Origin of the sequence: Kocuria sp. UCD-OTCP, assembly GCF_000349605.1 — a bacterium.
Lineage (GTDB): Bacteria > Actinomycetota > Actinomycetes > Actinomycetales > Micrococcaceae > Kocuria > Kocuria rosea.
On sequence record NZ_AOSQ01000042.1, the window covers coordinates 23,451 to 37,713 of the forward strand.

The following is a 14,263-nucleotide window of genomic DNA, read 5'->3' on the forward strand; positions in this document are numbered from 1 at the left end:
GGGCCCGGCGGGCGGACCGGCCCGGGTGGTTCAATGGCACGGTGCGCAACGACAACCTGACCCGCCGCGAGACCGCCGACCGTTCCGAGCTCGTCGCCGTGGAGAGCTACGACGTCCTGCTGGACCTGTCCACCGCGCCGGACCCGGAGGCGGACTCGTTCCGGTCCGTGACCACGGTGCGCTTCGCCGCGGAGGAGGGCGCCCAGACGTTCCTGGACTTCATCGGCCGCTCCGTGGAGTCGGTGACGGTCAACGGCCGGGAGCTGGACCCGGACGACGTCGTGGAGGGCGCCCGGATCCGGCTGCCGTCCCTCGAGGCGGCCAACGAGGTCACGGTGGCCGGGCGGGGGCTGTACTCCCGCTCCGGGGAGGGGATGCACCGGTTCGTGGACCCGGCCGACGGCCGGGTCTACCTGTACACCCAGTACGAGCCGGCGGACGCCCGCCGGGTCTTCGCGAACTTCGAGCAGCCGGACCTCAAGGCGTCCTTCCGGTTCACGGTCCTGGCCCCGGACGGCTGGCAGGTCTCCTCCAACGGGGTGCGCATGGCGGCGTCCCCCGCTCCGGAGGCCGAGCGGCCCGGGGCGGTGCGCCACGAGTTCGCCCCCACGGAGCGGATCTCCACGTACATCACCACGGTGCTGGCGGGCCCGTACCACCGGGTGGCGGGCGAGTGGCGGCACTCCTTCGAGGACGGCAGCCGCATGTTCGTGCCGCTGGCCCTGTACTGCCGCGCCTCGCTGGCCGAGCACCTCGACGCGGCCACCGGCGCCCGCGAGCTGTTCGACCTCACCCGGCAGGGACTGACGTTCTTCACCGAGCTGTTCGGCTACCCGTACCCGTTCGGGAAGTACGAGCAGGCGTTCGTGCCCGAGTACAACCTGGGTGCCATGGAGAACCCCGGGCTGGTGACCTTCACCGAGGAGTACCTGTTCCCGGACGGGGCCACCCGCGCCCAGTACCAGGGGCGGGCGAACACCCTCATGCACGAGATGTCCCACATGTGGTTCGGGGACCTCGTCACGATGACGTGGTGGGACGACCTGTGGCTCAAGGAGTCCTTCGCCGAGTTCATGGGGGCGCACGCGTCGGTGCAGGCCACGGATTTCGAGGAGGCGTGGATCGCGTTCGCGGACCGCCGGAAGGCCTGGGCCTACCGGCAGGACCAGCTGCCCACCACGCACCCGGTGGTCGCCGACATCCACGACCTCGAGGCCGCCCGGCAGAACTTCGACGGCATCACCTACGCCAAGGGCGCCGCGGTGCTCAAGCAGCTCGTGGCGTTCGTGGGCTACGGCCCGTTCGTCGACGCGTGCCGCGCCTACTTCCGCCGCCACGCCTACGGGTCCACCACCCTGGAGGACTTCCTGGCCGTGCTCGAGGAGGCCTCCGGGCGGGACGTGCGCGGCTGGGCGGAGTCCTGGCTGGGCACCTCCGGCGTCACCTCGCTGGCCCTGGACCTCGCCCGGGACGACGACGGCACCGTCACCTTCGCGGCGCTGCTCCAGGACCCCGGCGCCGGGGTGCTGCGCCCGCACCGGCTGCTGCTCGGCGGCTACGAGCGCGGTCCCGGGGACGTCCTGGTGCGCACCGGCACGGTCAGCGTGGACCTGCCCGCCGAGTCCTCCGTGGAGGTCCCCGAGCTCGTGGGCTCGACCGCGCCGCTGCTGGTGGTCAACGACGAGGACCTCACCTACGCCAAGACCCGCCTGGACCCGCTCTCGCTCACCACGGCCCTGAGCTCCCTGTCCTCCGTGGAGGACGACATGGCCCGCGCCCAGCTGTGGTCGGGGCTGTGGAACGCCACCCGGGACGCCGAGCTCGACCCCGGGGACTGGGTGGGCGCCGTCCTGGACCACGGCTTCGCCGAGCCGCAGACCGGAATGTTCTCCACCGCCGTGGACCACGCCGTGGAGGCCGTCGAGCGCTTCACCCCGACCGCCCGGCGGGCCCGGCTTCGGGGCCGGCTGCTCGACGCCGCCGTCCGGGAGCTGCGCCGGGCGGATCCGGGCAGCGACCGGCAGCTGGCCCTCGCCCGGCTCACCGCCCGCACGGCCCGGCGCGACGGCAGCCACGCCGGATGGTTGCGCGACCTCCTGGGCGGGCGGGACGCGCTGCCCGGGCTGCGGCTGGGCTCGGACCTGCGCTGGGCGCTGTGGACGGCGCTCGCGGCCACCGGCCACGGCGAGGACCCCGTCCTGGACGCCGCCCTGGAACGGGAGCGCGCCGCCGACCGGACCCGCACCGGGCAGGTCGGCTGGGCCCGGGCCCGCGCCGCCCGCCCGCTCCCCCGGGCCAAGGCGGAGGCCTGGGACGCGATCACCGGTGACGAGCTGTCCAACGACCTGCTGAGCGCCACGGTCGCCGGCTTCCAGCTGGGCCCGGCGGAGCTGGTGGAGCCGTACCGGGAGCGGTACTTCGCCATGCTGGAGGAGGTGTGGGCGCGCCGGTCCATCGGGATGGCCACCCGCATCGTGCAGGGGCTCTACCCCGCCGGCGCCGATCTCGAGCCGGGGCACGACCCCGAGCACCACCCGGTGCTCGCCCGCACGGAGCTGTGGCTGAGCAACCACGCCGGGGCGCCCGCCGCCCTGCGCCGGATCCTGGTCGAGGAGCGGGACCACCTGCTGCGGGCGCTGCGGGCGCAGGCGGCGGCGCGCCCCTGACCCCCGCACGCCGAGGCCGGCCCCGGGTCCTCCGGGCAACAGCAGTCCCCCCGGTGCGCACCGGGGGGACTGCGACGGTCCGGGGGACCCGGCGGTTCCGGGCGGCGCGGGCTCAGGTGGCGGGGCGCCCCGAGCGGCGCAGCACGCGGTCGACGGCGCGCTGGGCGTCCTCGTTGGACTTGAAGACCCGCCGGTCGAGGCTCTGGCCGAGCGACATCGACGAGTTGCCCAGCTGCAGCAGGTTCACCTTGGAGTCGTTGCGGTGCTCGCGGCGCGGCTGGGGCGCCTGCGGACCGGTCCGGGCGTCATAGGCCATGGTGGATCCTTTCCGTGACACCTCCAGTGTAGGAGGCCGCCGCCCCACTGAACAGAGCGCCGCCGGTCATCGGCCGTGCCGCCGCGCCCGGGACGTGAACCAGCCCCGGTCCACGGACCGCCGCACCCACCAGGTGCGCGCCACGAGCACGAGGGACAGCACGTGCAGCAGCACGAGCACCGACCAGTACGCCGCGGCCGCCACCGGGGTGAAGGGGACGGAGGCCGCGCCGGCGAGCATCAGCATGACCAGCGCCTCCAGGTTCAGCGCGTAGCGCAGGGGGCGCATCACGCGCACGGAGATGTCGTGCTCGGGCTGCCGGTTGATCCAGGACAGCAGCACCGCCACCACGGACATCACGATCGAGGCCGCCGCGGAGGGCACCTGCCAGCCCGGCCCCAGGACGTGCTCCCGCACGGTGGCGACGAGCCCCACGAGCAGCAGGACCGCGGTGATGAGGCTGACCGCCACGGAGGCGAACGCCGTGATCCCCTGCCGGGCCGGCAGGATCACCATCTCGCAGAAGGCGTCGTCGAACCGGGACGTGGGCCGCAGCGCCAGGTGGCCGCGCACCGCCCCGGGCCACCGCCGCACGGCGCGGTCCTCGGCGAGCACCCGGTCCACCGCCCGGTGCGAGCCGCCCGGCCCGCCGGGGCGCCCGCCCTCGTGCGAGAGGACCGTGAACTCGTGCAGCCGGACCTCCGGGGGCACCGTCAGCTCCAGGTGGAAGCTGCGGCAGGACGCGAGGTCGTGCAGGCCGACCCGACCCACCCAGGGCATCCAGCAGTGCCGCAGCCGGTCCCGGGCGCGCGGTCTCCGGCCGGCGGCGTACTGCTCGTCCATCGAGTACTTGAGCACGAGCCGGCGCCCCGCGAACTCGGCGGGCAGCGCGAAGGTCAGCAGGAAGCCGCGGGCCAGCTGGTCGGCCACGGTGGTGAACAGGGCGAGGTCGGCCTCCCAGTGCTCGGCGTCCTCCGCCGGCAGCCGCCCCCGGTCGACGAGCTCCTGGACGACGGCGCGCAGGTGCTCGCAGTAGGCCCAGAACCCGTCGAGGGCGTCCTCCACGAGCAGCTCGGGGGCGTGCACGATCGCCGGGACGTGGTCGTCCGCCAGGACGGCCGCCTCGGCCAGCGGCAGCTGCTCCGGGATCAGTCCGCGCAGCAGCAGCTCGGCGAGCGCCCCGTTGTCCTCGGTGCTGAGGACCGGGACGGGGTCGCCCTGGCAGACGGCGTCGAAGTTGCGCAGGGGCTGCTTGGCCTGGATGGTCACGGGCACCAGCAGCCGGCCGGCGCCGTCGGCCGGCCACGGGGCGCGCACGGCGAGGTCGACGTCGAGGGAGACCTTCCGGCGGGTGACCCCGTCGGGGCTCATCAGCACGGACTCCACGCGCCGGTGGATCCAGTCGCCGGGGCTGAGGAAGAGCGTGCGCAGCACGTCGACGTCCACCGCCGGGCGGTCCGGCTCGGGCGGGAGGTCCTGGCCCTGGGGCATCCGCGCGCCTCCTTCGGGGGTCCCGGTCCGGCTCTCGTCCCGGGCGGTCACCGGGGCCCGCCCGGTGTCCTGATCGGCCATCATTGCACCAGTCAGCGCGGACACCGTACGGGCCCGGCGGTGGACCGGGCGTCACGGGAATCGTGAGAAGCTATTGACGACTTGATGCCCCAGCTCCATCGAGGGAGACCATGACCGACTACGCGCTCAACGACCGCGGCTCTCTGGAGATCGTCACGGAGAACTTCTACGACACCGAGATCATGCGGGTGTTCGGCGGTCTGTCCTTCGGCAAGCTGCGCACCTGGACGGGCAACGCGGCGCTGGTCCCGGAGCCGGACAACCCCTTCGACCCCCACACCGTCTCGGTGCGGATCGGGCCCAACAAGATCGGCCACCTCGCCCAGCAGGACGCGCAGCGGTACTGGCCCTACCTCGCGCGGGTCATCGCGTCCGGCTACACGCCGGTGGCGCCGCTGAAGCTGGAGGCCACGGTCCTGCGCCAGGACGGGCAGGCGGAGGTCGACGCCGCGGCGCGGCTGTCGATCGCGGCCCCGGACCTGCTGTTCCCGCTCAACACGCCCCCGGCGCAGGCCGCGGTGCTGCCGCAGGGCCCGTCGATCAAGGTCCTGGACGAGCAGGAGTTCGCCGAGTACCTGCACAGCGTCATCCCCCCGTCCGGGGAGGGCCGCGTGATGCTGACCCTGGAGACGAACAAGGTCCGCAACCACCACGGGCAGACCCTGGACATCGTCGACGTGCTCTACGAGCGCCGTCAGGTGGGCCGGCTCTCCACCCAGATGTCCCAGCAGTTCATCCCGATCATCGACCACGCCTTCCAGCAGGAGAAGCTCACCGCGGTGTGGGGCACCATCCGCGGCTCGGCCTTCGAGGTCTCGATGACCCTCCAGGCCGCGCGTCCGGAGGACATCCCCGCGGAGTGGTTCGAGCAGCTGCCCAACGACGTCCCCGAGCTCCTGCCGCCCGGCGGCAGCTTCCCCGTCCCGGACGCCTACGTCCCGGCCGAGGCCGACCGCTCGCGCAACGCGAAGAAGTGGCGCAAGGGCCTGGCCGTGTCCGCGGCGGGGTCCGGGGGCGCGGAGCGCGCCGGGCACGACGACGACGTGTCCGCTCAGCGCTCCTCCGCCGGCCCGGGGACCGGCGTGCTCGGCCGGGTGCACGTGGCCGTGTGGACGCTGCTGGCCATGACCGTGCTGCTGGGCGGGGTGGGCGTGGTCTTCCTCGGCATCGAACCGCTGGTGAGCGCGCTGTGCTTCATCGTGGCCGTCGCGACCGGCTTCATGTCCTTCTACCTCGCCCGGATGAGCACCGGAGCGGCCCGCCGATGATCAGCCGCCGGGAACGCTTCCTCCAGATCCTCGAGGTCCTCTCGAAGCACGGCTTCGGCTTCGCCCTCGGCGGGATCAAGGAGGAGTGGCGCGCACCGCTGGCCCGGGTCCGGCTCATCGACCCCGACAAGCTCTACAGCCAGCCGGTCCACCTGCGGCAGGCCCTCGAGGAGCTCGGTCCCACGTTCGTGAAGCTCGGCCAGGTGGTCTCGACCCGGCCGGACCTGCTGCCGCCGCGGTACGTGCAGGAGCTGACCCGGCTGCAGGACAGCACGCCCCCGGTGCCGCCGGAGCGGATCCGGGCGATGATCGAGTCGGAGCCCGACTCCGCCGCCGAGGAGATCCTCGCCGAGATCGACCCCGTGCCGCTCGCCACGGGCTCGATCGGCCAGGCGCACGCGGCCGTCTACAAGGGGGTGGACGTCGTCGTGAAGGTGCGCCGCCCCGGCGTCGTCGAGGAGGTCAACCGCGACCTCGAGATCCTCGCGGAGCTGGCCAAGCTGCTGTCCACCTACTGGCCGGCGGTGCAGCACTTCGACCTCGTGGGTCTGGCGGACGAGTTCGCCCAGTCCCTGCGGGACGAGCTGGACTACCTCACGGAGGCCCGCAACGCCCAGCGGATGGCCGAGAACTTCAGGGGCGACCCCCGGGTGCACGTCCCGGAGATCTTCTGGGAGGCCTCGACCTCCCGGATCCTCACGATGGAGCGGATCCGCGGGATCAAGATCAACGACTACCCCGCCCTCGAGGCCGCCGGGCTCGACCGGCACCTGCTGGCCGTGGACTCGACCGAGGCCATCTGCCGGATGATCTTCGAGCACGGCTTCTTCCACGCGGACCCGCACCCCGGGAACCTCTTCGTGGAGACCGGCGGGCGGATCGGGATCATCGACTTCGGGATGATGGGCACCCTCACCGACGAGTTCCGGGACCACCTGGTGACCCTGATGCTCGGCGTGGTGCAGGAGAACCCGCGGCGGGTCGCCGCGGGGCTGCTGGGGCTGACCTCGCAGGAGCTGGACGTCAACAAGAAGGACCTCGAGCGGGACGTGGCGATCCTGCTGCGCCGCTACGCGAACAAGCCCCTGCACGAGGTGCGGGTGGGCCACCTGATGGGCGACCTCATCGGGATGCTGCGCCGCTACCGGATGCACCTGCCGCGCGAGTCCGCCCTGTTCCTGCGGATGCTCGTCACGGCGGAGTCCGTGGGCACCGGCCTGGACCCGGAGTTCGACCTCGTCTCGGTCCTCGCCCCGTACGCCCAGCGGTTCGTGCTGCACCGGCTCTCCCCCGAGATCCTGGCCAAGCGGGTGCGCGACATCCTGCAGGACGCGGTGCAGATGGGCGTGGAGGCCCCCGAGTACCTCCGGCGGCTCATCGTGGTGCTGGAGCGCGGCGGCTTCGACGTCCACCTGCGCGCCGACGAGTTCGAGCCGCTGCTCAAGCGCGGCGAGAAGATCGGCCACCAGGTGGTGGCCGGCGCGGTGATCGCCGCGTCCATCAACGGCATGGCCCACATCCTGGCGTCCGACCCGGAGCGGTGGCGGAAGTTCCACACCCCCCTGATCGCGGGCGGCGCGACCACCGTGGGCACGCTCACCGGCTATCTCGTGCTCTCCACCAACGTGCCCAAGGTCCGGCGCCTGGCCAACACCATCCGGGTCCGCCGCCGCTTCTGAGCCCCGGCGGGGCGGCCCGTCCGGCCTCCGCCCCGGACCCCCGCCGCGCGGGGACCCGGCAGGGACCCGGCACGGACGCACTCGCGGCGGGGCACGACATCCCGTTGACTTCCCCCACCCCGCGGCAGAGCATGGCGGTGGAACCCGGGCGCGGACGTTGTGCCTGGTCAGCCGGGGGGAGCGGGATCATGGGCGAGCGGAGGCCGATCACGCTGCGCCTGCTGGGGAGCTGGGACCTCGCCGTGCAGGGCGCCCCGGTGCACACCGGGGCGCGGCAGCAGCGGCTCCTGGCGGCGCTGGCGGTCCACGGCCCCCGGTCCCGGCACTACCTCGCCGGCCTGCTGTGGCCGGAGTGCCCGGAGGACCACGCGCTCGGCAGCCTGCGCGCGGCCGTCTTCACCCTGTCCCGGCGCGTGCCGGGGGCCCTCGCGGGCCGCGGCGGCGACCTCGCGCTCTCCGGGGCGGTGGACGTGGACCTCCACCGTCTGCTCGAGCTGGTCGTGCGCCCGGTGGCGTCCTGGTCCGCCGAGCGGGACGACGCCTGGGTGCTGGACCGCCCCCGGGTGGCGCTGCTGCCGGGCTGGTACGACGACTGGGTGGTCGAGGAGCAGGCCCGGCTGCAGGAGCTCTACGTCAACGCCGTGGAGGAGCGGGCCGAGCTCTGCCTGGTCCGCGGGGAGGTCCACCACGCCCTCGCGCTGGCCCGGACGGTCCGAGACGCCGCTCCCCTGCGCGAGAGCGCCGTGCGCCTGCTGCTCCGCGCCCACCTCGCTCTCGGCAACGAGGCCGAGGCCCGGCGGGCTTTCCAGGAGTACCGCTCGGCCCTCGCGGCGGAGCTGGGCGAGCAGCCCTCGGACCGGGTCCGGGGGCTGCTCGAGCCACGGCGCCGGCGGTGAGGACCCGGGTTCCGCGGCCCGGGCCCACGGGGGCCGCGGCCAGTGCTCAGCCGGCCGCGGGCGGCATCTCCAGGTGCACGACCTTCACCTGGGTCATCTCGTCGAGGAGCTCGGGGCCGTAGCCGAAGCCCGCGCCGGACGCCCGCCGCGGCTGCGCCGCACCGCCCGGGGCGCCGCCGAAGACGTTGTTGACCTTGAGCGTGCCCACGGGCAGCTCGGCCACGGCGCGCTGGGCGTGGGCGATCCGGCCGGTGAGCACGGTGGCGGCCAGCCCGTAGCGGTCGGCGGCGGCCAGCCGGAGCCCCTCGTCGAAGCTGTCGACGACCTGGACCGGCGCCACGGGCCCGAACGTCTCCTCGGTCATCACGGCCATCGCGGGGGTGCACCCGCGCAGCACGGTGGCCGGGTAGAACGCGCCGGGGCCCTCCGGGACCTGGGCGCCCTCGAGCACGACCGCCCCCTGGGCGACGCTCTCGGCGACCTGGCGGTGGACCTCCTCGCGCAGCCGCTCGTCGACCAGCGGCGCGAGCGTGCCGTCGGTGTTGCGCCGGCGGGCCTCCTCGGCGAGCGCCTCGAGGAACGGCTCGGCGACGCCGCGGTGGACGTAGATCCGCTCGACCGCCACGCAGATCTGGCCCGAGTTCGCGAACGCGCCGAGGGCGGCCTGCCCGGCGGCCCAGACGGGGTCGACGTCGTCGTCGACCACCAGGGCGTCGTTGCCGCCGTTCTCCCGGACCACGTGGGCGCCGGTGCCGAGCGCCGCGCGGGCGATGGCCTCCCCCGTGGCGGTGGAGCCGACGTGGGCGAGGACGTCGACGCCGGGCAGCGCCGTGAGCAGCTGCCCCACGGCGGCGCCTCCGGTGACGGTGCCGAGCACGCCGGCCGGCAGGACCCCGGCGAGGATCTCCCCGAGGCGGGCTCCGAGGTGGGGGCACCGTTCGCTCGGCTTGTGCACCACGGTGTTGCCGGTGACGATCGCCGCGCCCAGCAGGCCCGCGGCCACGGCCACGGGGTCGTTCCACGGGGTGAGGGCGACGACGACGCCGCGCGGCTCCGCGACCGTGTAGTCGGCCGCGAGCACGCTGCCGCGCAGGCTGTGGCCCCGGTGCACCGGGCCGAGCTCCGCGTACTGGTGGAGCGTCCCGACCCCGGCCATCACCCCGCCCAGGGACTCCTCGACGGGCTTGCCGGTCTCGCGGGCGTTGAGCTCGGCGAGCTCCTCGGCGTGGGCGGCCAGGCGGTCGGCGGCCGCGCGCAGGGCCTTCCCGCGCTCCTCGGGGGCGGTCCGGGCCCAGTCCCGGGCGGCGGCGCGGGCGGTCTCGACCGCGGCCCGCACCTCCTCCTCCGTGGCGGCGGCCAGGGTGCCGACCGTGGACCCGTCCCGCGGATCCTGCACGGTCAGCTCGGTCGTCGGGGCGGTGGCGGGTGCAGCGGTGGTCATGGAACTCCTTCTCCGTGCGGGCGGGCGTCCTCCGGCCGTGCGGGCGCGGACACCCAGGGGGCCGTCCTGATGAGCATACTGATGAACGGCTCGGGAGCGGCTACGGTAGCAGGGCCAGGCCGCCGCACCCGCGGCGCCTGCCCCCTGTTCCGACGAGGAGCAGCACGCCCGCCCGCGGCACCGGCCGTGGGCGCGGCCGTGTCCAGCAGAGAGGAAGTTGCATGAGTCTCCAGCCCACCAATCCCGGCCGGGTGCTGATCACCGGCGGTGCCTCCGGGCTCGGCGCCGCCGTGGCGGAGGCGGTCCGCGACAACGGCGGCACCCCCATCGTCCTGGACCGGGACATCAGCACGCTCACCGGCGTCACCGCCTACGAGGTCGACGTGGCGGACACCGCCGCGGTGACCGAGGCGGTGCGCCGGGCCGTGACGGACGCCGGCGGTCTGGACGCGGTCGTCACCGCGGCCGGCATCGACCGCTGCGGCCGGCTCGAGGACGTGGCGAGCACCGAGTGGGAGAAGGTCGTGCAGGTCAACCTGTTCGGCACCGTGTCCACGGTGCGTGCGGCGCTGCCCGCCCTGCGGGAGTCCCGGGGGCGGGTCGTCACCGTGGCCTCCACCCTGGCGCTGAAGGGCGTCTCGGACGCGACGGCGTACTGCGCCTCCAAGTTCGGGGTGCTGGGCTTCACCCAGGCCCTCGCCGCGGAGCTCAAGGGCGAGGTCGGCGTCACCCAGCTCATCCCGGGCGGCATGAAGACACGCTTCTTCGACGACCGGGACGAGCAGTACAAGCCGCAGGACGACTCCCAGCTCAACGATCCGGAGAACGTCGCGAACGCCGTCCTGTTCGCCCTCGGCCAGCCCCACGGGTGCGAGATCCGCGAGCTGTTCGTCGCCCACGCCGAGGAGGGCTCCTGGCCCTGATCGGCCCTGCGCACGGAGGGACGGCCGGGCCGGACCGCGGAAACGCCTCCGGCCCGGCCGTCGCCGCTGGTGAGGGCACGATTGTCCCCACAACGGGCGACGGGTCGGGCGCGGGCAGATCATGACTGCGCATCTAGACTGATGACCTCTCCCCGACCGCACAGGAAGGCCTGACGTCAGCGTGGACTCCCCCCTCGACACCACGGTGGCACGCGTCCCGATCACGGTGCGCTGCCTCGACGAGCACGGCCGGCCCGTGCGCCTCTCGGCGCGCACGCTCGGCCGCGGCTCCACCGACCTGCAGGACCTGCTGCGCCGGGCCTACGCCGCCGTCCGGGAGGACTGCCCCGCCGAGACCGTCACCGTCTCCTTCCTGGAGGACTGCCGGGGCAGGCTGCAGCTGGAGTACCTGGTGGTCGACCGCACCCGTCCGAGCCGCTGGCGGCGGAACCGCGAGCGGGGCCGCGCGGAGGACGTCCGGACGGCGCTGACGGAGGCGACCATCGTCGTGACCCTCGCGGTCGAGGCCGTCGGGGCGGTCGCCGCCGCGTCCACGGCCCGGTGGTCGGAGGGCGACACCCCCGACTTCGCCGACCTGGTCCTCGACGGCGCGCGCACCGTCCGGCTGCCCGGCGCCGTGCGCGACCTGCTCGGCGACGACGCGGTGCTGGAGCTGCTGCGGGGCACCATGGCGATGTTCCTGGACGACGACGTCGAGCAGCTGGTCATCGGCAAGGACCCCGAGCTGCCCGGCCGCTACCAGGAGACGGTGGTCACCCGCTCCCCCGCCCTCGTGCGCTTCCTCCGGGGCGGGCCCCTGGCCGGACTGGTCCCCGGGGGCTCCGAACGGCCCTGAGCTCCCGGCCCTGCCCGCTGCGGCCCCGCCCCGGTGGCGGATCCGGGCGCGGTCCTGCGCGGCGCGCCGCCGCGGATGTCGGAGGCGGCGGCCATGATGGGCCCGACCGGTCACCGGGACGGAAGGGGCTCGACGTGGGACTGATGGCGCCGCTGCAGGACAGGCTGCGCACGACCTTCGCCGGACAGGCGGACCGCGTGCCGGAGTGGGAGCTGGCGCTGGCCGACGGCCAGGACGCCGGGCACTTCCGGCCCGGTTCGGCGGTGTGGGCCGTGCACGGGTCGATGGCGACCATCCCCGCGGGCGTGCGCGCCCTGCTCACCCAGGCCCTGCACCCGGGGGCGCTGGCCGGCGTCGTCGAGCACTCGGACTACCGGAGCGACCCCCTGGGGCGCCTCGCCGGGACCATCCGGTGGATCTTCACCGTCACCTACGGGGACACCACCGCCGCGCACCGGGCCTCGGCGCACGTCCGCCGGATCCACGACGGCGTGCGCGGCACCTACACCGGGGCCGACGGCGTGCGGCGCCCGTACTGCGCGAACGACCCCGAGCTCGCCGAGTGGGTCCACCTGGCGTTCACGGACGCGTTCCTGCGCTCCCACCAGCGGTGGGGCGGGACGATCCCGGGCGGGCCGGACGCCTACGTGCGGGAGTGGGCCGTGGCGGGCCGGCTGATGGGCGTGGAGCGGCCGCCGCGCTCCGAGGCCGAGCTGGACGAGCGCCTCCGGTCCTTCGGCCCCCGCCTCGCCGGAGGCCCGCGCGTGGACGACGTCGTGGCGTTCCTGCGCCGCCCGCCCCTGGACCCCGTGCTGCTGCCGGGCTACCGGGCCCTGTTCGCCGCCGTCGTGGACTCGCTGCCCGGGGACCGGCTGGACCTGCTCGGTCTCGAGCGTCCGCGGCTGGGCCCCGTGCCGCTGCCCACGCGCAGCGCCGCCGGGCTCACCCTGGCGGTGGTCGGCCGCGCCCTCGGGGAGACGGGGCCGAGCGAGGCGGCCGCGCGCCGCCGCCTCGCTCGCCTCGGCCTGCTCTGAGAGCGCACCGCGCTCAGGCCGAGGCCTCCTCGGTCCCGGCGCGCCCGGTGACGTGGTCGTAGGCCTCCGCGGCCGCCGCGGCCACGCCGTGCCACGTCCCTCCCGGCACGACCCGGCGCCGGCCCTCGCCGCCGAGGCAGCGGCGCACGGCGGGGCACTCGAGCATCATCCGCAGGACCGTGGCGAGGGTCTCGGGCTCCTCCGGCGGGGTGAGCATCCCGGTGATGCCGTCGGCCACGGTCTCGGCGAGCACCGGCAGCCGCGAGGCGACCACGGGGGTCCCGGTGGCCAGGGCCTCGACGGACTCGGTCGGGGCCGCGGCCCGTGTGACCGGGCGGTCCTTGCGGGCGACCACGAACACGTCGAACGCCTGGTGGTACTGCACGACCTGCTCGTCCGGGACCCGCCCCGTGAAGCGGACCCGGTCGCCCAGGCCGAGCTCCGCGGCCAGGCGCTCGAGCTCCCGCCGCGCCGGGCCCGCGCCCACGACCACCACGAGCAGCTCCGGCACGTCGGCGCGCACGAGGGCCGCGGCGCGCAGGAGGTCGTCGAGGCCCTCGTGCTCCACCAGGTCCGCGACCGCGCCCACCACCCGGGCCGTCTCCGGCAGCCCGAGCACCCGGCGCGCCTCCCGCAGGGGACGGGGATCCGCCAGGTAGGGGCCGTCCACGGCGGGGGGCGCCACGCGGACCGGGACCGGGCCGGCCGGCAGGGCCCGCGTCAGCGCCCGCACCCGCTCGCCCATCGCACGGCTCGTGGTCACCACGTCGGCCGCGGCGGCCAGGACCTCGGCCTCCCGGGCGCAGTCGAGCCGGTGGCGCTCGCTCGTGACGGCCTCGGCGGGACGGGAGGCCGCCCACCGGTCGGCCGGCAGCTCGCGCACCTCGTACACCCACGGGATGCCCAGGGCCTCGGCCACCGCGCGGGTCACGAGGCCGTTGCCGGGACGGCTCGTCGTGTGCAGCACGGCGGGCCGGGCGCGCAGGGCCAGTTCGAGCAGGGCCTGCGCCTCCTGCTGCAGTCGTGCCGTGGGCAGCAGCGCGCGGCGGGCGGGCAGGATCCGGTGGTAGGAGACGCCGTCGAGCACCTCGGGCGCCGGCCCGTGCGACCGGCCGTCGGCGGGCACGGGACCGGGGCGGGTCACAGCGGTCACGGTCCAGCCCTGGGCCACGGTCGCGGACAGCAGGGAGTGGTGGCGCGGCGCGCGGAGGCCCCGGGCGCGCGGCGGGGCCTCGGCCAGCACGTGCAGCACGGAGGCGGCCTCCGGCCGGTAGCCGACCACCGGGGTGAGCGCGGGACGCCAGCCGGAGAGCAGCCGCAGGTCGTCCTCGTAGTGGAGCAGCCGGCGGCGCTCCCCCGGCGTGGCTCGCCCGGCGGCCACGGCGCGCCGGAGCTCGACCACGGCCTCCGAGATCCGGCCGACGTAACGGTGGCGGCGGGCCCGCGTGCCGGCGAGGTCGCTGGTGCCGGGCGGCACCAGCGCGAGGAACCGGTCCGCCTCGGCCACTTTTCGAAAGTGTTTTGATGATTGCGTGTTCGCGGCCTCCGGGGCCCAGTACCAGAACCTTCACGCCCTCAGGCTAGTTGGCGGCACCGGGAAGTGGCACATCGT

General features: G+C 75.0%; 11 protein-coding genes. 7 read left to right on the forward strand and 4 right to left on the reverse strand.

All coding sequences use genetic code 11. The features are described 5' to 3' along the window. The first annotated feature begins 41 nt into the window (after positions 1 to 41). Positions 42 to 2,666, forward strand: a complete 2,625-nt coding sequence (gene pepN / locus H488_RS32105; RefSeq protein ID WP_031283452.1) for an aminopeptidase N — start codon at positions 42 to 44, stop codon at positions 2,664 to 2,666. Between the two features lie 112 nt (positions 2,667 to 2,778). Here pepN and H488_RS32110 read toward each other — a convergent pair whose 3' ends face one another. After that, positions 2,779 to 2,982, reverse strand: coding sequence for a hypothetical protein (locus H488_RS32110; RefSeq protein ID WP_017834330.1), 204 nt, complete (start codon positions 2,980 to 2,982; stop codon positions 2,779 to 2,781). Between the two features lie 66 nt (positions 2,983 to 3,048). Then, complete coding sequence (locus tag H488_RS32115) at positions 3,049 to 4,473, reverse strand: hypothetical protein (protein WP_136341423.1); 1,425 nt, start codon at positions 4,471 to 4,473, stop codon at positions 3,049 to 3,051. 191 nt (positions 4,474 to 4,664) lie between these two features. Between H488_RS32115 and H488_RS32120 the strand changes: the two genes are divergently transcribed. The 3 genes from H488_RS32120 to H488_RS32130 all read left to right on the forward strand — a co-directional run bounded on the left by H488_RS32120 (position 4,665) and on the right by H488_RS32130 (position 8,397). Next, the gene (locus tag H488_RS32120) at positions 4,665 to 5,822 is read left to right on the forward strand and encodes a hypothetical protein (RefSeq protein WP_017834332.1); all 1,158 of its coding nucleotides are present in this window, start codon (positions 4,665 to 4,667) and stop codon (positions 5,820 to 5,822) included. Beyond that, complete coding sequence (locus H488_RS32125) at positions 5,819 to 7,501, forward strand: ABC1 kinase family protein (protein WP_017834333.1); 1,683 nt, start codon at positions 5,819 to 5,821, stop codon at positions 7,499 to 7,501. The genes H488_RS32120 and H488_RS32125 overlap by 4 nt, the downstream gene beginning before the upstream one ends. 188 nt (positions 7,502 to 7,689) lie before the next feature. Continuing rightward, complete coding sequence (locus H488_RS32130) at positions 7,690 to 8,397, forward strand: AfsR/SARP family transcriptional regulator (RefSeq protein WP_017834334.1); 708 nt, start codon at positions 7,690 to 7,692, stop codon at positions 8,395 to 8,397. 46 nt (positions 8,398 to 8,443) lie between these two features. Here the strand turns inward: H488_RS32130 and H488_RS32135 are convergent, their stop codons facing one another. Further along, positions 8,444 to 9,838, reverse strand: a complete 1,395-nt coding sequence (locus H488_RS32135) for an aldehyde dehydrogenase family protein (RefSeq protein ID WP_017834335.1) — start codon at positions 9,836 to 9,838, stop codon at positions 8,444 to 8,446. A 221-nt stretch (positions 9,839 to 10,059) separates the two neighbouring features. On the opposite strand from H488_RS32135, the gene H488_RS32140 reads away from it, so the two are divergent. The 3 genes from H488_RS32140 to H488_RS32150 all read left to right on the forward strand — a co-directional run bounded on the left by H488_RS32140 (position 10,060) and on the right by H488_RS32150 (position 12,651). Further along, complete coding sequence (locus H488_RS32140) at positions 10,060 to 10,761, forward strand: SDR family oxidoreductase (RefSeq protein WP_017834336.1); 702 nt, start codon at positions 10,060 to 10,062, stop codon at positions 10,759 to 10,761. A 181-nt stretch (positions 10,762 to 10,942) separates the two neighbouring features. Then, a complete protein-coding gene (locus tag H488_RS32145; RefSeq protein WP_017834337.1) occupies positions 10,943 to 11,617 on the forward strand; it encodes a hypothetical protein in 675 nt (224 codons plus the stop codon). 143 nt (positions 11,618 to 11,760) lie between these two features. After that, positions 11,761 to 12,651 carry an oxygenase MpaB family protein gene (locus tag H488_RS32150; RefSeq protein ID WP_031283456.1) on the forward strand — a complete coding sequence of 297 codons (891 nt, stop codon included), beginning with the start codon at positions 11,761 to 11,763 and terminating at the stop codon, positions 12,649 to 12,651. Between the two features lie 13 nt (positions 12,652 to 12,664). Here the strand turns inward: H488_RS32150 and H488_RS0118850 are convergent, their stop codons facing one another. Continuing rightward, positions 12,665 to 14,158 carry a glycosyltransferase family 4 protein gene (locus H488_RS0118850; protein ID WP_051063811.1) on the reverse strand — a complete coding sequence of 498 codons (1,494 nt, stop codon included), beginning with the start codon at positions 14,156 to 14,158 and terminating at the stop codon, positions 12,665 to 12,667. Positions 14,159 to 14,263 lie beyond the last annotated feature (105 nt).